The sequence below is a fragment of the Flavobacteriales bacterium genome, assembly GCA_016712535.1.
Classification (GTDB): Bacteria; Bacteroidota; Bacteroidia; order Flavobacteriales_F; family PHOS-HE28; genus PHOS-HE28.
On record JADJQW010000002.1, the window covers coordinates 129,751 to 152,428 of the forward strand.

18 protein-coding genes are annotated in these 22,678 nt (G+C 62.7%); 10 read left to right on the plus strand and 8 right to left on the minus strand.

Annotated features, from left to right (window positions below; genetic code table 11):
• Positions 1-2 precede the first annotated feature (2 nt).
• From IPK70_00520 to IPK70_00530, 3 genes are read right to left on the minus strand one after another with little or no spacing between them, the layout of a single operon-like run.
• Positions 3-1,253, minus strand: coding sequence for a geranylgeranyl reductase family protein (locus tag IPK70_00520; protein MBK8225640.1), 1,251 nt, complete (start codon positions 1,251-1,253; stop codon positions 3-5).
• 9 nt (positions 1,254-1,262) lie between these two features.
• On the minus strand, positions 1,263-2,294 hold the full coding sequence (gene pheS / locus IPK70_00525) for a phenylalanine--tRNA ligase subunit alpha (GenBank protein MBK8225641.1): 1,032 nt from the start codon (positions 2,292-2,294) through the stop codon (positions 1,263-1,265).
• Between the two features lie 2 nt (positions 2,295-2,296).
• Positions 2,297-3,007, minus strand: a complete 711-nt coding sequence (locus IPK70_00530) for a peptidylprolyl isomerase (GenBank protein ID MBK8225642.1) — start codon at positions 3,005-3,007, stop codon at positions 2,297-2,299.
• A gap of 30 nt (positions 3,008-3,037) precedes the next feature.
• On the opposite strand from IPK70_00530, the gene IPK70_00535 reads away from it, so the two are divergent.
• Positions 3,038-3,430 carry a hypothetical protein gene (locus IPK70_00535; protein MBK8225643.1) on the plus strand — a complete coding sequence of 131 codons (393 nt, stop codon included), beginning with the start codon at positions 3,038-3,040 and terminating at the stop codon, positions 3,428-3,430.
• Positions 3,431-3,433: 3 nt separating this feature from the next.
• On the opposite strand, the gene IPK70_00540 is transcribed toward IPK70_00535, so the two are convergent.
• Entirely contained in the window at positions 3,434-3,769 is a 336-nt protein-coding gene (locus IPK70_00540; GenBank protein ID MBK8225644.1) for a hypothetical protein, read from the minus strand.
• 59 nt (positions 3,770-3,828) lie between these two features.
• Here IPK70_00540 and IPK70_00545 point away from each other — a divergent pair, with 59 nt between their 5' ends.
• Positions 3,829-4,341, plus strand: a complete 513-nt coding sequence (locus tag IPK70_00545; GenBank protein ID MBK8225645.1) for a CvpA family protein — start codon at positions 3,829-3,831, stop codon at positions 4,339-4,341.
• Here the strand turns inward: IPK70_00545 and IPK70_00550 are convergent.
• The gene (locus tag IPK70_00550; protein MBK8225646.1) at positions 4,338-5,528 is read right to left on the minus strand and encodes a phosphoglycerate kinase; all 1,191 of its coding nucleotides are present in this window, start codon (positions 5,526-5,528) and stop codon (positions 4,338-4,340) included. The two genes, IPK70_00545 and IPK70_00550, sit on opposite strands and share 4 nt — an antisense overlap.
• Before the next feature lie 74 nt (positions 5,529-5,602).
• Between IPK70_00550 and IPK70_00555 the strand changes: the two genes are divergently transcribed.
• The 6 genes from IPK70_00555 to IPK70_00580 all read left to right on the plus strand — a co-directional run bounded on the left by IPK70_00555 (position 5,603) and on the right by IPK70_00580 (position 13,765).
• A complete protein-coding gene (locus tag IPK70_00555; GenBank protein MBK8225647.1) occupies positions 5,603-6,721 on the plus strand; it encodes a hypothetical protein in 1,119 nt (372 codons plus the stop codon).
• Between the two features lie 119 nt (positions 6,722-6,840).
• Positions 6,841-8,217, plus strand: coding sequence for a hypothetical protein (locus IPK70_00560; protein ID MBK8225648.1), 1,377 nt, complete (start codon positions 6,841-6,843; stop codon positions 8,215-8,217).
• 29 nt (positions 8,218-8,246) lie between these two features.
• On the plus strand, positions 8,247-8,693 hold the full coding sequence (locus IPK70_00565) for a gliding motility lipoprotein GldH (protein MBK8225649.1): 447 nt from the start codon (positions 8,247-8,249) through the stop codon (positions 8,691-8,693).
• An 81-nt stretch (positions 8,694-8,774) separates the two neighbouring features.
• Complete coding sequence (locus tag IPK70_00570; protein MBK8225650.1) at positions 8,775-11,210, plus strand: transglycosylase domain-containing protein; 2,436 nt, start codon at positions 8,775-8,777, stop codon at positions 11,208-11,210.
• A gap of 60 nt (positions 11,211-11,270) precedes the next feature.
• A complete protein-coding gene (locus tag IPK70_00575) occupies positions 11,271-12,746 on the plus strand; it encodes a cysteine--tRNA ligase (GenBank protein ID MBK8225651.1) in 1,476 nt (491 codons plus the stop codon).
• Positions 12,743-13,765 carry a M28 family peptidase gene (locus IPK70_00580; GenBank protein MBK8225652.1) on the plus strand — a complete coding sequence of 341 codons (1,023 nt, stop codon included), beginning with the start codon at positions 12,743-12,745 and terminating at the stop codon, positions 13,763-13,765. The genes IPK70_00575 and IPK70_00580 overlap by 4 nt, the downstream gene beginning before the upstream one ends.
• Before the next feature lie 5 nt (positions 13,766-13,770).
• On the opposite strand, the gene IPK70_00585 is transcribed toward IPK70_00580, so the two are convergent.
• The 3 genes from IPK70_00585 to IPK70_00595 form a co-directional block, all read right to left on the minus strand.
• Entirely contained in the window at positions 13,771-15,417 is a 1,647-nt protein-coding gene (locus tag IPK70_00585; GenBank protein ID MBK8225653.1) for a hypothetical protein, read from the minus strand.
• Positions 15,418-15,621: 204 nt separating this feature from the next.
• Entirely contained in the window at positions 15,622-17,616 is a 1,995-nt protein-coding gene (locus IPK70_00590) for a VCBS repeat-containing protein (protein MBK8225654.1), read from the minus strand.
• 23 nt (positions 17,617-17,639) lie between these two features.
• The gene (locus tag IPK70_00595) at positions 17,640-18,740 is read right to left on the minus strand and encodes a hypothetical protein (GenBank protein ID MBK8225655.1); all 1,101 of its coding nucleotides are present in this window, start codon (positions 18,738-18,740) and stop codon (positions 17,640-17,642) included.
• A 95-nt stretch (positions 18,741-18,835) separates the two neighbouring features.
• On the opposite strand from IPK70_00595, the gene polA reads away from it, so the two are divergent.
• Entirely contained in the window at positions 18,836-21,727 is a 2,892-nt protein-coding gene (polA, locus tag IPK70_00600; protein MBK8225656.1) for a DNA polymerase I, read from the plus strand.
• A 53-nt stretch (positions 21,728-21,780) separates the two neighbouring features.
• Positions 21,781-22,674 (plus strand): hypothetical protein, encoded by an 894-nt coding sequence (locus IPK70_00605; GenBank protein MBK8225657.1) that lies wholly within the window; start codon positions 21,781-21,783, stop codon positions 22,672-22,674.
• The last annotated feature ends 4 nt before the right edge of the window (positions 22,675-22,678 follow it).

Here is a 22,678-nt window from a genome sequence, read left to right on the forward strand (position 1 = left end):
CTCTACTTCTTCGGCGCCCGCCCCAGCAGCAGATCCATGTAGAAGCCCGGCTTCTTCAGCCGTTCGCGCAAATCCATGTCGGTGAACATGCTGCTGATCATGTCGGCGAGCGCGGGATTCCTGTTCGCGCGGTCCACCACGAAATCGAAGAGCCAGGGCTGATGCGCCAACTGCTGCAAGCGGGTGCTGATCGCGAGCTCCTTGCCGAGACGCTTCCAAACCCGGTCGTCATAGGAGCGTAGGCGGACAGCGCTGCAGTCTTCTGCCGCAAGCGCCTCCATGGCAACGTCCGCAGCATGCATCCCGCTGATCATCGCATGGCTGATGCCCTCGCCGGTGAAGGGATCGATCAGGTGCGCGGCGTCGCCCACGAGCAGGTAGCCATCGCCACTGATGCTTCGGCGCTTGCTCGCCAGCGGAAGCCCCATGCCCCGCACATCGCCTTCCATCGACGCGGATGCGAAGCGGTCCTTCAACTGCGGATGCGAAGCGATCAGCTCGAGCAGCAGCTTCTTCAGGTCGGCCTTCCGGCGCCGCACCACATCGCTCCGGAGACCGAGGCCCACGTTCGCTCTGCCGCCCGGCAACGGGAATACCCAGAGGTATCCGGGCAGGAGGTCCTTGAGGAATAGCAGTTCGATGAAGCCGTCAGGGTCCAAGCCCTTCACGCCGTTGAAATACGCGCGCACACCGGCTGCATGATGGTGCGGCTCCATCGATAGGCCAGCGACATGGCGCGAGAAAGACGAGTTCGCCCCGCTGGCGTCGATGATGATGCGTGCGCGAAGTTCCCTTTGCTGGCCATCCTGCTCGATGCCGATGGTCCAACCGCCGTCCGCGCGGGCAAAGGACCGCGCCAAAGCATCTTCCATGACGGTGATGCCATCGGCTCGCTTCACGCGCTGGAAGAGCACGTCATCGAAATCGAAGCGCGGCATGATCGCGCCCGGCGCTTCGCCCTCTCCGGTATTGCGTGAGAAGGGCACGCGCAACGCCCGTCCGCTGGGCGCCACGAAGATGACGCCCCAGCTGGGCATGGCCCGGGCATCGCGCTTCACGCTGATGGCGAGCTCGGCATCGAGCCGCTCAAGGACGCGCACCACTTTGCCGCTGAGCGCATCGCCGCACACCTTGTCGCGCGGGAAGCGGGCCTTCTCGACAAGCATGGCACCGATCCCGTGCTTCGCAAGTTGCAGCGCAGCGGAACAGCCGCCGGGGCCACCGCCTAAGATGCACACATCGGCATGCATCAGCCGCGCGGATCAGGAGCGCAGGTGCGCAGGGGTGAACTGATCGAGGAAGCGCACATCGTTCTCCCAGTAGAGCCGAAGGTCGGGCACGCGGTAGATGAGCTGCGCGATGCGTTCCACGCCCATGCCCAATGCGAAGCCGGAATACGCCTCGGGGTCGATGCCGCAATTCGCGAGCACGGCGGGATCCACCATTCCGCAGCCCATGATCTCCACCCATCCGCTGTGCTTGCACACGTTGCAGCCGGGGCCGCCGCAGATCGTGCAGCTCATGTCCACCTCAGCGCTCGGCTCCGTGAATGGGAAATAGCTCGGGCGCAATCGTATGCTCACCTCGGGGCCGAATAGGCTCTTGGCGAAGTAGTCGAGCGTGCCCTTCAGTTCCGCGAAGCTCACGCCCTCATCCACGTACAGCGCTTCGACCTGATGGAACATGCAATGCGCGCGCGCGCTGATGGCCTCATTGCGATAGACGCGTCCGGGCGAGATCGTTCGTATCGGGGGCTTCTGGCCTTCCATCACGCGCACCTGCACGCTGCTGGTGTGCGTGCGCAAGGCGAAACCGCCGGGACCCTCAACGAAGAAGGTGTCCTGCATGTCGCGAGCCGGATGGTCGGGCGGGAAATTGAGCGCCGTGAAGTTGTGGTGGTCGTCCTCCACCTCAGGACCCTGGCTCACGGTGAAACCGATGCGCGCGAACACATCGATGATCCGCTGCCGGATGAGGGTGATGGGATGCAGGGAGCCCGTCGGCTCGATGAGCGCCGGTGCTGAGCTGTCAATGACCGAAGCGACCGTTTCCTCTTCCCCATTCTGGCCGGCCTTCAGTTCCTCCCAGCGTGCCTGAGCCTTCTGCTTCAGCTGGTTCATGCGCTGGCCGAGGGCACGCTTCTCCTCGCCGGCCACTTGCTTGAAGGCTTCGAAAAGCTCAGTAACGGCGCCGTTGCGGCCCAGCATGGCCACGCGGAAACGCTCCACCTCGTCGGCAGTGCGAGCTTCAGCTTTGGCCAGTTCCTCTTCGAGCGAGGCGATGCGGTCGAGCAGGCTCATGGCAATGGGCGCACGAAGATGCGGATGTCCTTCAAAGGTCGGTCCTGCCCATCGCAGAGCGCGTTGCAGATGGCATCGAGCACCTCGAGGCCCTCGACCACTTCACCGAAGACGGTGTACGCGCCATCGAGATGCGGTGCCCCGCCTTGCTCGGCATAGATGCTCCGCTGCTCAGCCGAGTAGCTCACCGGTGTGCCGTAACGGGCGTTCCGCTGCATGGTGCGGTCCAGCTCCTCGGCGTTATGGGTGCGCCCTTGCACCAGGTAGAACTGGCTCCCGCTGCTGCGCCGCTCCGGGTTCACCTCGTCGGGCAAACGGGCCGCTGCCAAGGCTCCGTGCTTGTGGATGAAGCGACCATCGATCTCGGCAGGGAGGGTATAGCCGGGGCCGCCTTGCCCGAGCGGGGCGCTTGGCGTGGCGCGCTTACTGTCCGGGTCGCCGGATTGGGCCATGAAACCTGTGATCACCCGGTGGAAGAGCAGGCTGTCGTAGGCTCCGCTGCGGGCCAGCTTGAGGAAGTTGTCCCGGTGCAGCGGGGTCTCGTTGTACAGGGCCACGATCATGTTGCCCATGGTGGTGCGCACCTCCACCAAGGGCCGCACAGGCACCGCCAAGGCTTGGGCTTGCGTCCCAAGGCAGGCCCATGCGCATGAAACGGCCAGGATTGCCTGCCGCCACTGTCGGGGCCATCGCCTTACATTTGACATCCGCTTCTCGAAGCGCTCAAAAGTAGACCAATGACCAAGTTCAACCCCTTCCGCGCACTTACCGGCGCGATGGCGCTGGCCCTCTTCGTGATCGCCTTGCCCGCTTGCAACAAGCAGAAGCCCACCAAGGCTTTGATCACGGTGCAACTTGAGGACGGCACGGTGGTTCCCGATGCGCTGGTGAAGCTCTATGCAGACCCTGCCTATCCGCTCGGCGACCCCACCCGCCTCGATAAGGAAGGGACCACGGACGGCGGTGGCCTCGTGGTATTCGATTATTCCGAGTTCTATAAGAAGGGCCAGAGCGGCTTCGCGGTGCTCGACATCATCTGCACGTGGGATACCCTCGTGGGTGAAGGCATCATCAAGATCGAAGAGGAGCAGGACAATCGTGAGGTCATCACGCTGCTGCCTGTCGAGTAAGGCCTAGCCCTTCTCGAAATAGGCCAGCACGGCCTCCTTCATCAATCGCTCCTGTTCTTCGGCGCCGAGCGCAGGCAACTCCTGCACGCGGTCGAAGTGAGGCCAGCCATCGGCATCGCGCCCCAGTTCACGATAATACCCGTAGGGCAGAAGCAGCACGCATATGCCGATGTGCATCAGGGCCACCTTCTCGTCCTTCTTGAATTCGCGCGCATGCTGGCCCAGCTCCTGCACCCCGATGAGGAATATGATGGCGTTGAGGTCGAGTGTGCCAGCGTCGAAGCGCTTGGAGAGCGTGGCCACCAAATCGCGCCAGCGTTTCTCGAAGGTGAGGTCCATGGGCGGCGAAGATGAAGCGCGTACGAGCAAAGGTCTAAGGGCAGCATCTTCACCCCCGCATGAACTGGCTCGACATCGTCCTCCTCATCATCTTGGGCGCTTCCGCCTGGAAAGGCTTCCGGCGCGGCTTCTTCATTGAGGTCGCATCCCTCCTCGGCCTGGTGCTCGGCATCTGGGCGGGCATCCACCTGAGCGATCGCGTGATCGATGCGCTGGACTTGGAAGTCAAGGGCGCGGCTGCTGCCTTCCTGATCACCTTTGGCCTGGTGCTGGCGCTTGTGGTGCTGCTGGGCCATCTGCTCACGAAAGCCATCGATCTGGCCAATCTGAGCATCCCGAACAAGTTAGCCGGCATCGCCTTCGGGGTGGTGCGCTCGGCCTTCACCCTCAGCATCGCTTTGAATCTGCTGCAAGGGTTCAGCGGCGGTGCGTTCCCTGCAGCTGAGGTGCGCGAACAGTCGCGACTGCATGCCCCGCTGATGATCCTCGCGCCCTACGTCATCCCGAATCTCAACGAGGCCAAATGGATGGAGGAGCTGAAGGATGAAGTGGGGCGCAGCGTCGAACGCTAACCCAGCACGGCCGCGATTCCCGGAAGCACTTTCCCTTCTAGGTATTCCAGCATGGCGCCGCCGCCAGTGCTCACGTAGCTGATCTTGTCCGCAAGGCCGAACTGGTTCACTGCTGCCACGCTATCACCGCCGCCCACGAGGGAGAAGGCGCCATGGCTCGTGGCCTCGGCAACCGCTTGGGCAATGGCGATGGTGCCTTGTTGGAAGGGTTCCATCTCGAACACGCCCATGGGGCCGTTCCACAGCAGCGTCTTGCTCCGCAGGATGGATGCACGGAACGCTTCGGTGCTTCTCGGGCCGATGTCGAGCGCCATCCAGCCGGCGGGGACCGCATCCGATTCGCACTGATCGGTGTTCGCAGTGGCGGCGAAGGCATCGGCCACTACGGCATCGGCGGGTATGTGCAGCTTCACGCCCTTCGCTTCCGCTTCCTTGATGATGCTGCGCGCGGTATCGAGCAGGTCCTCTTCCACCAGGCTGGCGCCGGTGCTGCCGCCCATGGCCTTCACGAAGGTGTTGGCCATGCCGCCGCCGATGATCAGCTCATCGCATTTCCCGATCAGGTTCCGCAGCACCTCGATCTTGCTGCTCACTTTGCTGCCGCCCACGATTGCTGTCATGGGGCGCTGCGGATTCCCCAGCACCTTGCCCACGCTGTCGATCTCCGCCTGCATCAGATATCCGAAGAGCTTCGCGGTCGGGAAGAACTTCGCGACGATGGTGGTGCTGGCATGCGCGCGGTGCGCCGTGCCGAAGGCGTCATTCACGTAAACATCGCCCAGCTCGCTCAGGCTTTTGCTGAAGGCCTCATCGCCTGCCTCCTCTTCCGGATGGAAGCGCAGGTTCTCAAGCATCAGCACTTCACCGGGCTTCAACGCAGCAGACTTGGCCCTCGCATCGGGCCCTGCGCAATCCGTTGCGAAGAGCACGGGCTGGCCGAGCAGGCCGCTCAAGTGGTCCGCGATGGGCATCAGGCTCATTGCCGGGTTCACCTTGCCCTTCGGGCGACCGAGATGGCTCATGAGGATCGCGCTGCCGCCGTCGCGGATGATCTTCTTCACCGTGGGGATGATCGCCCGCGCGCGCGTGTCGTCGGTCACCTTGCCATTGGCATCCTGCGGAACGTTGAGGTCCACGCGCACCAAGGCTTTCTTGCGGCTGAAGGAGAAGGAGTCCATTGTGATCATGGCCGCGAATATCGGAAGCGGGTGGATGCCTGCTGGAAGTCCGGCATTGGTCAACTATGCAGCAACTTCGCCCCATGCTCTTTTCCAAGGTCATCGGCCACGCCGCCTTGAAGGCGAAGCTGATCGGCAACATCCGCGAAGGCCGTGTCCCGCATGCGCAGCTCTTCGTGGGGCCCCGCGGCAGCGGCAACCTGCCACTCGCCCTGGCCTACGCGCAATACCTCTTGTGCGAGCAACGCGGCCAGGCCGATGCCTGTGGCGCATGCCCCTCGTGCCAACAGATGGCCAAGCTCGCCCACCCGGACTTGCACCTCTTCTTCCCGATCGCCTTCCTCGAGAAGAAGCCGCACACCTGCGACTACTTCACGGCGACCTGGCGCGAAGCCGTGCAGGCCGAGCCTTACATCGACATTGATCGATGGCGCGATCGGCTCGACAGCGAGAACAAGCAATTGCGCATGGGCGTGGAGATCGCGGCTGAGATCCAGCAGAAGCTCGCACTGAGGAGCTTCCGCGGTGGCCACAAGGTGATCCTGATCTGGCTTCCCGAGCTGGTGGACCACCAAGCCGCCAACAAGTTGCTGAAGGTGCTGGAAGAACCCGAGCCCAATACGCTTTTCCTCTTGGCATCCGCCCAGCCCGAGCAGCTCATAGCCACCATCCTCAGCCGCGCGCAGTTGGTGAAGATCAACGCGCTGGAGCCGGCCGAGATCGGCGATGCCTTGCGCGAGCGCTTCCCCGAGCTCATCGCCGATGAGGCCCTGGCTATCAGCAACCGCAGCGAGGGCGACCTGCTGGAGGCGGTTGACATGGCCGAGAAAGGCGAGGCCGAGCACTTCATATTCTTCCGTGATTGGCTGCGCGCCTGCTACAAGCGCGAGGTGGCCAACGCCGCCGAATTGGGCGAGGGCTTCGCCAAGCAGGGGCGGGAATGGCAGAAGGCCTTGATGCGCTACGGCCTTTTCATCATGCGCCAATGCGCGCTGCAATGGATGCAAGCGGCTCCGCTGGTGCGCGTGACCGGCCAGGAGCTGGAGTTCGTGGGGCGCTTCAGCACGCTGCTCAACGAGCGCAACGCCGAGGGCATCCGTCGCGAGCTCGAGACCGCCCACACGCACATCGAGCGCAACGCCAACCCCAAGGTCCTCTTCATGGATGTGAGCTACCGGATGATGACCATGCTGAAGAGCTGAAGGCCAGAGGTTGGCGGGTTGGGGGTTGGTCCGGCCCACGGGCCAGCGCTGGTTGTAGGTTGAGCAGCCCTCTACCCGCTCAAACTCCAGGCTTCGGCACCCCCTCTATCTTCGCCCCCATGGCATGCGGGAATTGCGGGACAGGCGCCGATGGCAAACCGGCCGGTTGCAAGAGCAATGGCTTTTGCAGCACCAGCGGGTGCAACAAGCTGGGCGTCTTCGATTGGCTAACGGGGGTGCCCCTGCCGCACGGGCAAACGGCCTTCGATGGCGTGGAGGTGCGCTTCAAGAACACCCACAAGACCTTCTACCGCAACGCCAGCGGCCTTCAACTCATGCCCGGCGACCTGGTCACAGTGGATGCGGCGCCGGGCTTCGATGTGGGCATGGTGAGCCTCACCGGTGAACTGGTGCGCGCGCAGATGGCCCGCCGGAATGTGATGGTGGAGACCTACGAGCTGCGCAAGGTGCTCCGCAAGAGCACGCAAGAGGACATTGACCGCTGGCACGAGGCCCGCAAGCGCGAGGATGAGACCATGCTGGCCGCACGGGAAATGGTGCGTGATGCGCGGCTCGACATGAAGGTGACCGATGTGGAGTACCAAGGCGACGGCACCAAGGCCACCATCTATTACACCGCCGAGGAGCGCATCGACTTCCGTGGGATCGTGCGCACCATGGCCGACCGCTTCAAGGTGCGATTGGAGATGAAGCAGATCGGCGCTCGACAGGAGACCGGGCGTGTGGGGGGCATCGGCAGCTGCGGTCGCGAACTCTGCTGCAGCACGTGGCTCACCGATTTCCGCAGCGTGACGACCAGCGCCGCGCGCTACCAGCAGCTCGCGCTAAACCCGCAGAAGCTAGCCGGCCAATGCGGCAAGCTCAAATGCTGCCTCAACTACGAGCTCGATATGTACATCGAGGCGATCAAGAGCTATCCTTCGCAGAACGCCAAGCTCAAGACCCAGCAAGGCACGGGCGCGCACATCAAGACCGACATCTTCAGCGGCAAGATGTGGTACGGCTTCAAGAAGCCCGGCGAGGGCTTCGTGATGGCCGGTTTCCCGATTGACGTGGTGCGCAGCATACTCGCCCAGAACAAAGAAGGCATAGAGCCCGAAGTGGACCTGAACATGGTTGATGAGCCTGTGGAGGCCGTGAAACAGCCCGACTACGAGAACGTGGTGGGCCAGGACGAGCTCACTCGCTTCGATACCAAGATGAAGGGCGGTGGCAGGCGATCCCGCGATAAGGGTCGTGGAGGCGAGCGCCGCAGGAGCGACCAAGGCCCGAGGCCGCAGCAGGCCCAAGGCGGCCCAAGGCCGAGGCAAGAAGCGCGTCCGCCGCAAGGGCCGAAGCCGCAGCAAGCTCCAAGCGCACCTCGGCCCGAAGGGCATGGTACAGGCAGCGGTGAGCGGCGCCGCCGCGGTCGCGGCAGGGGCCGTGGCGATCGTCAGCAAGGTGGCGGCGCTCCACCAACCCCGCCGGTGGCGTGAAGCCCATTGCGTTGATCACAACATGCGTCATGCTGCTCTGCGGCTGCGCGGACAATGTCATTTTCCAGGCTGACACCCCGATTCCTGATGGCGCTTGGAGCAGTGCGCTGAAGCCCTCCTTCGCCTTCGACATCACCGACACGCTCAGCGGCCACAATGTCTTCATCGATGTGCGCCACACGGGAGACTATGCGTACAGCAACCTCTACCTCTTCCTCGACCTCGAAGGCCCTGGCGGACGCAGCAAGCGCGATACCGTTGAATGCCTGCTGGCCGACCCCATGGGCCGCTGGCTCGGCAAGGGCACTGGCTTCATTTTCGCCAGCCGGACGCGCGATGCCAAGGTGCTCTACCGCATGGGCAATCGCTTCCCCAAGCCCGGGCGCTACACCATCACCATAGAGCAGGCCATGCGCGATGAGCCGCTGCCGGGCATCATCGACGTGGGCGTGAGCATCGAGCGCGGTGAGCCTTGAGGCTGCGCACACGCCTAAGGTGGTAACACCCGTTAACGCCGGTATGCACCGCTGCCAAGGCGGGTAATTTCGCCCGCTCCCATGGCCAAGTCTTCCTCTCCTGGCAAATCCGGCAAGAGCACCAAGCGCCGCAGGCTCTTCTGGTGGGGTCTGGTGCTCTCGCCCGTGCTCGGCATCTACGCCATGCTCGGCGCTGCAGCGCTGAGCGATCTGCCCAGCGTGGAGGACCTGGAGAACCCGCGCAGCAACCTGGCAACCGCCGTGCTCTTCAGCGACGGCACGCAGATGGGCCAGTACTATAAAGAGAACCGGATTCCGGTGGGCTATGACCGCATCAGCCCCAACGTGGTGAAGGCGCTCATCGCCACCGAGGATGAGCGCTTCCGCGAGCATGGCGGCGTGGACCTTCGCGGCACGCTGCGAGCAGCGGTATTCCTGGGCAAGCGCGGCGGCGCCAGCACCCTCACGCAGCAGCTGGCCAAGATGCTCTTCACGGATCGCAGCGGCAATGCGGTGAAGCGCGTGTTCCAGAAGTTCCAGGAGTGGATCATCAGCGCACGTCTCGAGCGCATGTACACGAAAGACGAGATCATCGCCATGTACCTCAACCGCTTCGATTGGGTGAACCAGGCGGTGGGCATCCACAGCGCGGCGCGCGTGTACTTCAATACCACCCCGGATTCGCTGCGCGTGGAGCAGGCCGCCATGCTCGTGGGCATGTGCAAGAATCCCGCGCTCTTCAATCCGCGCAAGGACTACCGCGTAGATACCGTCCTGCACCGGCGCATGGTGGTGTTCGACCAGATGCGCCGCAACGGATACCTCACCCGCACCGAATACGACTCGCTCAAGGCCCTGCCTCTGGGTCTCGACTTCCAGAGCGTGAGCCACACCGAAGGGCCGGCGCCCTACTTCCGCGAGACGCTGCGCGAGCGGCTTCAGGCGCTGCTCGACAGCAAGGACGACAACGGCAAGCTGCGCTACCCGCGGCCGGACGGCAAGCCCTACGACCTGTACACCGACGGACTCAAGGTGTACACCACCATCGACCGCCGGATGCAGGCCTACGCCGAGTGGGGCGTCCGCGAGCATTTGGGCACCGAACTGCAGGCCGATTTCTTCAAGGACATCGCGCGCAAGAAGAACAAGCCCTTCGACTCGCGCGTGAGCGCCGACGAGATCAAGACCATCCTGAACACGGCCATGAAGCGCAGCGCGCGCTACAAGGTGATCACCGGCAAGCAGTGCGGCAGCTGTGAGCGCCCGGCGCGCTTCATCATGAAGGAGATGCACGAGGGCGCTATGCACTTCCATTGCAGCCCCGAGAAAGGCGAGGGCAGCAACCGCGGCTGCGATGCCTGGTGGCCCGTGGTGAAGGAAGAGGACATCCCCAAGGTCTTCGATACGCCTGTGAGGATGCGCGTATTCGGCTGGAAGGGCGAGATCGACACCGTGATGAGCCCGATGGATTCGATCCGCTACTACAAGAGCTACCTGCGCAGCGGCCTGCTGAGCATGGACCCGCGCACGGGCTTCGTGAAGGCGTGGGTGGGGGGGCCGGATTTCAAGCACTTCCAATTCGACCATGTGGACAAGGCGCGGCGCCAGGTGGGCAGCACCTTCAAGCCCTTCGTGTACGCAACTGCCATTCGCGAGGGAATGGAGCCCTGCCGAGAACTGCCCAACCAGCGCGTATGCTTCGACATGCCAGAGGGCCAGCCGGATTGGTGCCCCGAGAACAGTGATGCGGTTTACGGCGGCATGGTCACCGTGGAATTCGCACTGGCAAACTCCATGAACACGGTCACTGCCTGGCTCATGAAACAGTACGGCCCCGAGAGCGTCACCGTGCTCGCGCGCCACATGGGCGTGAAGAGCCCGCTGGATCCGGTGCCATCGCTCTGCCTCGGCGTGGCGGACCTTAAGCTATCCGAGATCACCGGCGCTTTCAGCTCCTTCGCCAACAAGGGCGTGTACATCGAGCCCGTCCTTTTCACCCGCATCGAGGACAAGAACGGCAACACCATCCTCGACGTGGTGCCCAAGACCTACGAGGCCCTTGATGAACGCACGGCCTATATCATGCTCAAGATGCTCAAGGGCGTAGTTGATGGCGCATACAACCCCAGCACGGGCAAGGTGGTGGGCACCGCCATGCGCCTGCGCACCAGCTGGGGCACCCGGCAGAAATACGCCAACATCAGATTCCCAACGGCGGGCAAGACCGGTACCACGCAGAACAACAGCGATGGATGGTTCATCGGCATCACGCCAGACCTGGTCACCGGCGTGTGGACCGGCGCCGAGGACCGCAGCGTGCGATTCAGCACAACCGACAAGGGCCAGGGCGCGAACATGGCATTGCCGATCTATGGCTACTTCATGAACAAGGTGTACGCCGACCCCACCATCGAGATCAGCACCGGTGATTTCGAACGGCCCGAAGGCGAACTGGGCGTGGAGATCGATTGCCGGAAAGCGAAGGGCGGCACAAGCGCGAAGCCGATCTGGGATTGAACATTGCTCCAGCGGTCAGCAGCCACACCCTCCCTTCTACCTTCGGCCGCCTGATACGACATGAATCCCGGCCCGCTCTTCATCACCAACACGCTCACCCGCCGCAAGGAGGAGTTCACCCCGCTGCGGCCGCCGCACGTGGGCTTGTACGTGTGCGGCCCCACGGTATACAGCGATGTCCACCTGGGCAACGTGCGCAGCTTCCTAACCTTCGACGTGCTCTACCGCTGGCTCACGCACATCGGCTTCAAGGTGCGCTACGTGCGCAACATCACCGATGTGGGCCACTTGGTCGATGATGTGGACCACGGCGAGGACAAGATCGCCAAGCGCGCGCGCCTGGAGCAATTGGAGCCCATGGAGATCGTGCAGAAGTACACCAATGGCTTCCATGATGTCATGCGGCTCTTCAACATCCTGCCGCCGAGCATCGAGCCCACGGCCACGGGCCATTTGATCGAGCAAATCGAGATGGTGAAGCGCATCGTGGCCAGCGGATACGGCTACGAGGCGAACGGAAGCGTGTACTTCGATGTGCCGAAATTCGCGGAACAGCACGCGTACGGCGAGCTGAGCGGCCGGAAGATCGACGAGCTGCTGGCCAACACGCGCGATACCGAGGGCATGGACGAGAAGCGCAGCCCGCTCGATTTCGCGATCTGGAAGAAGGCCGAGCCGCAGCACCTCATGAAGTGGCCCAGCCCCTGGGGCGAGGGCTTCCCTGGCTGGCACCTGGAGTGCAGCGCCATGAGCACCAAGTATCTCGGCCAGACCTTCGACATCCACGGCGGCGGCATGGACCTGAAGTTCCCGCACCACGAATGCGAGATCGCGCAGAGCGTGGCGGCCGATGGCCATGCGCCGGTGCGCTATTGGATGCACGGCAACATGCTCACCGTGAATGGCCGTAAGATGGCCAAGAGCGAGGGCAACGGCTTCACGCCGGAAGAGCTGCTCACGGGCAAGCACAAGCTGCTGGAGAAGGGCTACAGTGCCATGACGGTGCGCTTCTTCATGCTGCAATGCCATTACGCCAACACGCTCGACTTCAGCAACGCGGCCATGCAGGCCTCCGAGAAAGGGCTGGAGAGATTGATGAAGGCGATGGCGCTGCTGCCGAGGCTGAAGACTTCGGATGCTGATGAGGCCGACATCGCCGCAATCGAGCAGCGCTGCTGCGCGGCCATGAACGATGACTTGAATACTCCAGTGATGATCGCCGAATTATTCGAGGCCGCGCGCATCATCAACTCAGTGAACGACGGGAAACTGAAGCTCACGGCCGCCTCTGTGGAGAAGCTGCGCGCGTTGATGCGAACGATGGTGCGCGAAGTGCTGGGATTGCGCGATGAAGCGACCGCGAGCCCGACCAACGACAACGCGCTGGATGCGCTGGTGAAGGAGTTCATCCGCCTGCGCGCAGAGGCCAAGGGCCGCAAGGACTTCGCGACCGGCGATGCCATCCGCGACCGGCTCGCCGCCATCGGCGTCGTGCTCAAGGACACCAAGGATGGCACAACCTGGGAACGCAGATGAGAAAGAAAGGAAAGTTCGGAGCCGCTGCGCTTCTTCTCGGCTTTGCGGCAATGCTCGCGCTCCCGCTGATGCGCTGCGGCACCGATCAGCCAATGCGGTCGCAGGGCAGTGATGCCGCTCTCCCGGCGCTTCCGCCCGCACCCCTCTTCAATCCCGATAGCGCCTATGCTTTCGTTGCCAAGCAGGTGAGCTTCGGCCCGCGCGTACCTGGCACTCCGCAGCACACGGCCTGCGCTGATTGGATGGTGACCAAGCTCAAGGGCCATGGGGCCGAGGTGACCGAACAGAAAGGCACCGTGAAGGCCTTCAATGGCAAGGAGCTCCCGTTGCGCAACATCATCGCCTCCTTCAACCCGCTTGCGAAGGATCGCATCCTGCTGCTCGCGCACTATGACACGCGGCCCTTCGCCGATAAGGACGATGAGCGGCCTCACGAGCCCATCCTCGGAGCGAATGACGGCGGAAGCGGTGTGGGGATCCTGCTCGAGCTAGCGCGCCATCTCAGCGCCAAGGAACACGGGCCCGGCATCGACCTGCTCTTCACGGACGTGGAGGATTACGGCCAGCCCAGCGGTGCCATGGGAATCGATGAGAAGAGCGTCGACACCTGGGCGCTGGGCTCGCAGCACTTCGCCAAGAACCCGCATGTCGCGGGCTATACGGCGCGCTTCGGCATCCTGCTCGACATGTGCGGGGCCAAGGACGCGCGCTTCTACCGCGAGGCCCTCAGCATGAAGTACGCGCCCGCCATAGTGGCCAAGGTGTGGCGCACGGCTGGCGCCATTGGCCACGGCGACCGGTTCGTGCAGGAGACCAAGTTCTTCGTGGGCACCGATGATCATCTGCCCATCAATGAGCGCCTTCGCATCCCCACGATCGATATCATCGAGTTCCACGAGAGCACCAATGCCTTCCACCCCAGCTGGCACACGCACGACGATGACATGGACGTGATCGACCCTGCCACGCTGGATGCTGTGGGCCGCACCGTGCTCGAGGTCGTGTGGAAGGAGCGTTGACCAGCTCAGGGAAGCGCCGTGACCCGCGCCCCGGGCTCCAGTCCAGCCAGCACAGGCAGCTTCAGCCGCACGCGTCCAGCGCCTGATTCGATGACCAGCAATGCCGGTGTGTATGCGTGGATGCTGACCTTGAAGGTCCCAGTGCCATCCGCCCTGCCCTCGGACCGCAACGCGCCATTCACGCTGAGCAAGCGCCATTGCGCGCCAGGCACAGCACCAGAAACCGACCAGCCGTCGGCCATGGCCACTGCACAGGCATTGCCGGTTCCGTTTGCCCAAACCGGGACCATTGGCCCAAGCTCTTCGCTGCCATCCCAATCGGAGATGCGCAAACGGTAATACGCGAGTCCGTTGAGGGGTTCCCGGTCCATGAAGGCATAAGCGCGCTCCGAGACCGAGTTCCCGTCGGCTTGCACGCTTCCGATCGGATCCAAACGGCTTGGCTCCGGGCCTCGCTCGACCATGAACGAGCGCGTGCCTTGTTCCGATCCCGTGCGCCACCGCAACGCAACGCCTTCCTGTTCGGGCGTGGCAGTGAAATCAAGCAGCTCCACCGGCAAATACGCGCAGTCAAGTGCTGTAATGGCGAATGAGGATGTGTTGGCTACGGGACATGCGTTGTCGGTGGCTTGGAAGGCGATGCCTATCGGGAAAGCCCCTGCCGTGGCGGTCCAGCACACCGTGGCTGTAACGGGATTCGTGCCGGTCGTGGTGAATGTGGCCCCCGGCAGGACAGCCGCTGCATTGGAGGTCACCGTGATGGATTGGCCAGGATTCGGGTCGCTGAACTGCATCGAGACACAGAAGCTATTGCCGGAACATGCAACGAATGTTCCAGGACCGAACGATACGCCATTGGTACCGCTTGATAGTCCGATCGTCGTAGGTGGGGTACCGTCGCAGACCACCACAGCGAACATCAGATCGCGCATCACTGTACCGATGAGCTGGCCTCCGCTGGTGAATGATTTCACTTGGACAACCACCACGAAATAGCCGGTGATCGTTGGGAAGAAGCTGAGCTGGCCGGTGACCGGGTTCAGGACGATGCCGGGAATCGGCGCTGTCGCCGAGTAGCCCGGATCGTAGGTCACATTGGTAGGCGCAGGCATGCCGAAGCGAGCAGAAATCAGGCTGTAGCTCAGCAGGTTCCCATCAGGGTCACTAGCGCCGAGATTGTACGCCACCGGCTGGTTGACGCACACATACGGGATGCCCACGTCATTGAATACTGGCGAATTATCGCACAGGCCGCCCGTGTTGTTCAGCGTTGCAGACACATACATGCCGGGGGTGAACATCACGTTCTCGGTGGTGTTCCGGCAGCAGGTGTACCAGTCGATCGTCCAAGAGTTGCAAGGCGAAAGGAAGAGGGTGGTCTGGAACCGGTACTTCCGGAAGCTCGGCTGCGTACCGCCATTGCACGTGCTGTTCGCTGTTTGCGAAGGGCAGAGCTGCGACACCTCTGTGACCGAAACAGGCGTGAGGTTGGAAATGGTGAAGCTCACGCCGCAATTGTTGCTGAAGTTCAACGAATGCGGAGTGATGGCTACGCCTGCGCAATCCAAGAACAGGTCGAGGCTGATGCGGTACTGGTTGCCACCCAAGCACTGGTAGCTGATGCTAGCGCCGGAAAAATGGTCAGCGCGCATCTGCGTTGCACAGAGTATCGGAATCAATACCAGCAACCGCGCAAAATGCGCCCTACATCGATGATATGCGCGTTGCAGAGCCAGCATGGCCTTTCGCCAATAACGAGTAAATATAGTGGGCCTCAGCTATTTATACGCAATCCCCTGAAAAAGGCTGCCCCGAACCGGATATCGGAACGGGGCAGCCGGTACGGTACGTTGTGGTCAGAGCTTGGTAATCCGCTCCTTCCAAGTGCCGCCAGCCGTGACCAAGTGCAGCACATATGAACCCGTGGCCAAGCGGCTTACATCGATGACGCCGTCTGCGGCGTTCGCGCGCAGAACCACCCGGCCAGCACCATCCAGCAAAATCGCCGTGGCCCCCGAAAGCTCACCAGCTATGGTGATGCGGTCCGATGCAGGGTTCGGGCTCAAGGTGTACGCCCCGGCGGGAAGCTCAGCGACTTCGGTACTGAGGCTCTCCGTGACATCGAGCACCTCGTTCACAGCAACATCGGTGATCACATCCACGGTACCGCTGGGCCAATACACCGCCACCTGCTCCACCAATTCGTCGTCACCAAGTCCGAAATGCGCGCCGAGGAAGCTCATGTACCGGAAGCCATCGCCGCTCTTGATGTCCCGAATCTGGGTACCTGATGCACTGGTGATCGCCACCCGAGCCCCGATGCCGTTGACATTGCTCAAGGTGCCATGCAGGTTCACCCGAAGCCAGTTGTTGCCGTTGCCGGTATTCAGGCGAATAGTGCCGCCGTTGAGCACATCAAGGAATCCATCGTTGTTCAGGTCTGCGATCGGACCGCTGCCGGCGGTGACCACGATCGGGGTGAAGGTCCAGTCGCCGTTATTGAAGTGGATGGTGTTGCTGGCGCCCAGAACATCGACCCGGCCATCGTTGTTGAAGTCGTGCGCGACCCATTCGATGCTGGTGCCGCCGAACACATCGAAGCCGGAGCCGACGGTCATGTTCGAGAATGTCGCGCCATCGTTGCGCATGAGCTTGTGCCCGCCTTGCGCCATGGAGCTCGAACCGATGAGCACATCCATGTCTCCGTCGAGGTCGAAATCGGCCCAGGCGCTGCTCCAGCTCAAGTGGTAATCGGCAAGCCCGAGCGGCGCGGCCACATCGGTGAAGGTGCCGTCGCCATTGTTCTGGTGCATCTGGTCCACGCTAGCAGGAGACTGGTTGCTGCCACGGCACTTGGCGATGAAGAGGTCGATCTTGTGGTCGTTGTTGTAGTCGATCCAGATGCTGCCGTAGTTGCCCCCGTCGGGCGTGTTGCCCAATCCGCCTTGGATGTAAGAGAGCTGCCCGGTTCCATCATTGATGTAGTAAACGTTAGGCTGCACATCGTGGCACACGAAGGCGTCGAGGTTGCCATCGTTGTTGATGTCCACGAAGTTGCTCCGCTGTGAGAACACGTACTGCGGGCCGCTCACCTCCGTGAAGCCGGTGCCATCAGCATTGGCCACCATGAAGGTCACCCCGCTGCCGCCGCCGTAGAGCAGGTCCAGGAAGCCATTGCCATCGATGTCGCCGGCGGCCATGCTCCAGCTCGGAGTGTAATCCGCCGAGGTGGTCTCGTAATCCACCATGCTGAAGGTGCCATCGGGTTGCTGGTAGTGGACACGGATGATCGTGGCCGTCACCGACACGATATCGTCGAAACCATCATTGTTCATGTCAACAGCGGCATAGGCATTCCCGCTCGTGCTGACGGCTTGGTTGGTGAAGCTGATGGCCGTGGGGTCCCAAGGCTGCTCACTGACGGTGAAATCGAATCCCGAGCTGGAATAGCGGTTGTCCCAAGCGATCAGGTAGCTCTGACCTGCGTAAGCATTAAAGATGGCGACGGTAAGCAGGCCGGCGCCGCTGTCGTCATCCCCACCTACGCAAGTGAGGCTGCCGCATGCGCCGCTGTAGATCTGCACACGCGTGTCGGTATTGCCATTCTGCGTGAGGTCGCTGCTCACGGTCACGGTCACGTAGTCCGTTGCGGTGTAAACGAACCACTCGCTGCTGGTGGCCCCGGTGCCGCCGGAACTGCAAACGGGCGAGGGCACATCGGTGCCGATCACGGTATCGACCGTGTAGGTCATGCCTGCCAATGCAGGCAGTGGACTCGCGCAGGTGCTTTGCGCTTGAGCCCGCGCGATGGAAAGGACGGCGGCTAGCGCGACGAGGTAACGATGGTTCATGCTTCCTTGGGTTTGGTTCAGGTTCAATTGCAGGGTCCGGGCAGCGAGTTTATCCATTCCGTGGCGAGTGCCACTGCTTCGGCGTGCACCACAGTGCGGCCAAGTAATGGCATCCTGACGGCTTCATCGGTGCTCGAGATGCGGTGGAGCAGCATGCTCCTGTAGGTGTTCGAGGGCGCCACGATGTATGTGAGCTGCGGCTCGCCAGGCAGCGGGTCCTCCGGTTCAACGCAAACGCCGAGGTTCACCGGATTGGCGGTTTCCTGCCACGCGAAGCGCATGGGCCGGTAATCGCAGTGCTTGCCTTCGGAGTGGCAATGCGCGCAGTTCATGTCCACATAGGCACGGACACGGTCATTGAGCGAGGTGCCCGGATCGTCCCAGCGGGCCACGGGCTGCGGGGCGGGGAAGCCCGGCTGCAGGTAGCCGGCATCCACCCATTTCCCGATCTGGTCAGCGGGGCCGCTGGCATAATCCACCGTGCGCGCCAGATTGCGCAGCTTGGGGCCGATGGGCATGGCTACATCGTTCTGCTTGTGGCATGTGAAGCACTCGGCCCATGCCGGGATGCGGTATTGCTGGACGCGGTCGTTGCCCTGGTCATCGCGCCAAGTGAGGGGCACGAATCGGCCATTCAGGTCCAGGACGGCTTCGGTCTGCTCGTCGTTCCAGACATAATCGGCGAAGAGCCATTGGCCATCGCGTTTGATCATCACACGCGTTTCAAGGATCCGCCTGGCGTTGGCTGGTTGCACGTTGTCGAAGTAGAAGCTCTTGATGAGCGCCGTGCCGTTCGGGAAATCGAGCGGGACATTGTCGCCCACGTGGCTTGCGCTGGTTCCGGGGGGCATCCACACGAATCGGAACTTATGCGCGTAATCGCTGAAAAGCGGCGTGATCACATCATATGGAAGCACCCCGCCATTGGGCTGGTGCGCGGCCATGGGCCCATTGAAGAAGCGGTACTGCGAGAGCGTGGGATAAGGCACTTGGTCCAAGTCCATGCTCACCGCCTCCTCCGGATCGGCGGGCGGCGCTGGCGCGGCCATCTCCGCGGGCTCATGGCGGCACGCCAGCACCAAGGCCACGATCGCGATCAAAGTCAGGAGCGTACGGCGGGTCATAGCGGCGAGGCGCCGAATCTAGGAGGTTGACGGCCCCGTCCGGGATGCCGTTGCTCATGCCATCCGAGCCTTCCCACCGAAACTACCTTGCCCCCATGTCCGAACCGACCCAGAATACCCCGGCTGCCGAGGACAAGCGCCTCTTCCTCCTGGACGCCTTCGCGCTCATCTACCGCGCCTACTTCAGCTTCATCCGCGCGCCGCGCGTGAACAGCAAGGGATTCAACACCAGTGCGGCCTTCGGCTTCACCACCACGCTCCTGGACCTGATCAAGCGCGAGAAGCCCACGCACATCGCCGTGGTCTTCGACACCGCCGCGCCCACCGAGCGCCACGAGACCCTCCTCGACTACAAGGCCAACCGCGAGGAGATGCCCGACGACATCCGAAGCAACCTGGTGTACATCCGCCGCATCATCGAGGCCCTCAACATCCCCATCCTCGAGAGCGATGGATACGAGGCCGATGACGTGATCGGCACCCTGGCGAAGAAGGCCGAGCAAGAAGGCTACACCACCTTCATGGTCACGCCCGATAAGGACTTCGGGCAATTGGTCACGGACAAGATCATCATGTACAAGCCGGGACGCGGCGGAGACCCGCCGGAGAAGCTCGGCCCCAAGGAGATCTGTGATCGCTGGGGAGGGCTCACCAGCACGCAACAGGTGAAGGATATCCTCGGCCTCATGGGCGATGCGGTGGACAACATCCCCGGCATCCCTGGCATCGGCGAGAAGACCGCGATCAAGCTGGTGCAGCAATTCGGGTCATTGGAGGGCGTGATCGAGGGCGTGGATCAGCTCAAGGGCAAGCAGAAGGAGAACGTCATCGCGTTCGCTGAGCAGGGGCGCATGAGCAAGGCGCTCGCGACCATCAACATCAACGCGCCAGTGGAATTGGACCACACGGCCCTAACGCTCGACCCGCCCGATGCAGCCAAGGTGCTGGAGGTGTTCAGCGAATTGGAATTCAAGAACCTCACCGGCCGGGTGCTGGGCGGAGAGGGTGCGTTGAAGGGTGACGGGACCGCTTCGTCCCGCCCATCGGCGGGCGTCGCGGTGACCGATACCACCAGGAAATCGGGAGCAGCGCCACCAGGGCAAGTGGACCTCTTCGGAACAAGCGTGGATGCAGAAGGCAATGTCGAGCTGAAAGAGTTCGGCAACATCGACACCGTGGCTCACCGCTATCTGCTGGAGGACACAGAAGAGAAGATGTACATGCTCGCGGCGCAACTGAAGAAACAGCCGCGCTTCTGCTTCGACACAGAGACCACCGGAACCGACGAGCGCACGGCGGAGCTGGTAGGCCTCGCCTTCAGCTGGAAGGCGCACGAGGGCTACTACGTCCCCGTGCCGGAGGACCGTGCCGAGGCCCAGCGCGTCGTGGACATCTTCAAGCCCGTCCTGGAGAATGAAGCGATCGGCAAGGTGGCGCAGAACGCCAAGTACGACATCCGCGTGCTGGCGAAGTACGGCGTGGAAGTGAAGGGCCCGCTCTTCGATACGATGGTGGCGCACTACCTGCTGAAACCCGATCAGCAGAAGCACGGCATGGACTACCTGAGTGAGGCCTATCTGAGTTACCGGCCCGTGCCGATCGAGACGCTCATCGGCGAGAAAGGACGAGGCAAGGTGCAGAAGAGCATGCGCGATGCGGACCTCAACGCCGTGAAGGAGTACGCCGCGGAGGATGCCGACATCACCTGGCAGCTATCGGGGTTGTTCTCGCCCTTGCTGGAAAAGGATGAGGTGGCTTCGCTCTTCAACGACGTCGAGATGCCGCTGGTGCACGTGCTCGCCGACATGGAGACCGAGGGCATCCGCATCGACATCCCTGCGCTGAAGCAATTCAGCGAGGAACTGGGCGCCGAGCTGATCCGCTTGCAGGAAGCCATCCACGCGAGCAGCGGCGTGCCATTCAACATCGACTCGCCCAAGCAGCTCGGCGATGTGCTCTTCGAGACGCTCAAGCTCGGCGGGGACCGGATCAAGAAGACCGCGAAGACCGGTCAGTACCAGACCAGCGAGGATATCCTCCAGGAGCTGAGCCATGCGCATCCGGTGATCCCGCTCATCCTCGACTACCGCAGCCTGCGCAAGCTGAAGGGCACGTACGTGGACACGCTGCCCGAAGCCGCTGATCCAGCAACGCACCGCGTCCACACCAGCTACTTGCAGACGGTTGCCGCCACGGGCCGCCTGGCCAGCAACGACCCCAACCTGCAGAACATCCCCATCCGCACCGAGAAGGGCCGTGAGATCCGCAAGGCCTTCGTGCCGCGCAATGAAGACTACCAGCTGCTCAGCGCCGACTACTCGCAGATCGAGCTGCGCATCATCGCGCACATGAGCGGCGATCGCAACATGCAGGAGGCCTTCCGCCACGGGCTCGACATCCATGCGGCCACCGCAGCCAAGGTCTTCAGCGTGGACATCAACGAGGTGACGCGCGAGCAGCGCAGCCGCGCCAAGGCCGTGAATTTCGGCATCGCCTATGGGCAGGGCGCCTTCGGCCTCAGCCAGAACCTGGGCATCCCGCGCGCGGAGGCCAAGCAGATCATCGACGACTACTTCGCGCAGTTCCCCGGCGTGCGCAACTACATGGATGAGATGATCGGCTATTGCCGCACCAACGGATACATCAAGACCCTGATGGGCCGCCGCCGCTACCTGCCGGACATCACCAGTGGCAACAATACCGTGCGGGCCCAAGCTGAGCGCATCGCCATCAACGCGCCCATGCAGGGCAGCGCTGCGGACATCATCAAGGTGGCCATGGTCAGCATCCACCGCGAGCTGAAGCAGCGCCGCATGCGGAGCAAGTTGCTCTTGCAGGTGCACGACGAACTCGTGTTCGATGCACACAACGATGAAGCGGACGAATTGAAATCGCTCGTGCGCGAACGCATGGAAGGCGCGATGGAATTGACCGTTCCCCTCGTTGTTGACATGGGCTTGGGGAAAAACTGGTTGCAGGCGCACTGATCGCCACGGCGAGCAACGGGACATTTGAAGCGGATCTCTCCCGCACACAGCCCATGCCCCACATGCTTCATCCGCGCAAGCTCCTGCTGCCGGCCCTCGTGCTCCTGCTTGCCGCTTGCGGCGGCGGTGAGCAGCCCAAGGACACCCTGCAAGCCCCCGACGCCGACAGCCTCGCGCAGAGCGAGCGCCAGAGCCGCACCAAGAAGATCTTCTACAGCATCCCCTCGCCCATGGAGACGGCCGCGCTGCTGAAGAAGGCCGGGGCCAGCTACAACAGCAAGATCCTCAACGACGTGAAGAACGTCGATACCTACACCGCTGCCAGCAAGCAAGCGCTCAACCTCGGCGTGTACGGCGCCGACCTCAGCTACGCCAGCGTCTTCAACCACACCCAGGAGAGCATCTTCTACACCAGCTGCGCACGGCGCCTGGCTGATAAGCTCGGGGTCACCAGCGCCTTCAACGACAGCGTGATGGGGCTGATGGAGCAGCACCAGAACGACCGCGAGAAGATGCTCGACATCATCAGCGAGACGTACTGGGACATGGACCGCTACCTGAAGGTGAACGACCGTGAGAACATCAGCGCGCTGATGATCGCCGGCGGATGGGTCGAGGGGCTCTACATCGCCACGCAGGTGGCCCGCACCAATCCCAGCGCCGAGCTCAAGCAGCGCATCGCCGAGCAGAAGCTCTCGCTCACCGACCTCGTCTCGCTGCTCGAGACCTACGGCGAGGACGAGACGTTGATGGGCGTTCGCTCCGACGTGAAGGCCCTTGCCGAACTGTACACCGAGGTGCAGGCCGGCGGCGGTGGCGTCACCGCCACGCAAGAGAACGGGGTCACCGTGATCGGCGCTGAGGGCGGAGCCGCAACGCTCACCGATTCGCAGCTCAAGGCCATCACCGAGAAGGCCGCCACCATACGCAACTCCTACATCAACTGATCGC

Bases quoted from the DNA above. Each gene is read 5' to 3' on its own strand.
- IPK70_00530 (MBK8225642.1), bottom strand. From the start codon at position 3,007: ATGTCAAATGTAAGGCGATGGCCCCGACAGTGGCGGCAGGCAATCCTG.
- IPK70_00535 (MBK8225643.1), top strand. From the start codon at position 3,038: ATGACCAAGTTCAACCCCTTCCGCGCACTTACCGGCGCGATGGCGCTG.
- IPK70_00540 (MBK8225644.1), bottom strand. From the start codon at position 3,769: ATGGACCTCACCTTCGAGAAACGCTGGCGCGATTTGGTGGCCACGCTC.
- IPK70_00545 (MBK8225645.1), top strand. From the start codon at position 3,829: ATGAACTGGCTCGACATCGTCCTCCTCATCATCTTGGGCGCTTCCGCC.
- IPK70_00550 (MBK8225646.1), bottom strand. From the start codon at position 5,528: ATGATCACAATGGACTCCTTCTCCTTCAGCCGCAAGAAAGCCTTGGTG.
- IPK70_00555 (MBK8225647.1), top strand. From the start codon at position 5,603: ATGCTCTTTTCCAAGGTCATCGGCCACGCCGCCTTGAAGGCGAAGCTG.
- IPK70_00560 (MBK8225648.1), top strand. From the start codon at position 6,841: ATGGCATGCGGGAATTGCGGGACAGGCGCCGATGGCAAACCGGCCGGT.
- IPK70_00565 (MBK8225649.1), top strand. From the start codon at position 8,247: ATGCTGCTCTGCGGCTGCGCGGACAATGTCATTTTCCAGGCTGACACC.
- IPK70_00570 (MBK8225650.1), top strand. From the start codon at position 8,775: ATGGCCAAGTCTTCCTCTCCTGGCAAATCCGGCAAGAGCACCAAGCGC.
- IPK70_00575 (MBK8225651.1), top strand. From the start codon at position 11,271: ATGAATCCCGGCCCGCTCTTCATCACCAACACGCTCACCCGCCGCAAG.
- IPK70_00580 (MBK8225652.1), top strand. From the start codon at position 12,743: ATGAGAAAGAAAGGAAAGTTCGGAGCCGCTGCGCTTCTTCTCGGCTTT.
- IPK70_00585 (MBK8225653.1), bottom strand. From the start codon at position 15,417: ATGCGCGCTGACCATTTTTCCGGCGCTAGCATCAGCTACCAGTGCTTG.
- IPK70_00590 (MBK8225654.1), bottom strand. From the start codon at position 17,616: ATGAACCATCGTTACCTCGTCGCGCTAGCCGCCGTCCTTTCCATCGCG.
- IPK70_00595 (MBK8225655.1), bottom strand. From the start codon at position 18,740: ATGACCCGCCGTACGCTCCTGACTTTGATCGCGATCGTGGCCTTGGTG.
- polA (MBK8225656.1), top strand. From the start codon at position 18,836: ATGTCCGAACCGACCCAGAATACCCCGGCTGCCGAGGACAAGCGCCTC.
- IPK70_00605 (MBK8225657.1), top strand. From the start codon at position 21,781: ATGCCCCACATGCTTCATCCGCGCAAGCTCCTGCTGCCGGCCCTCGTG.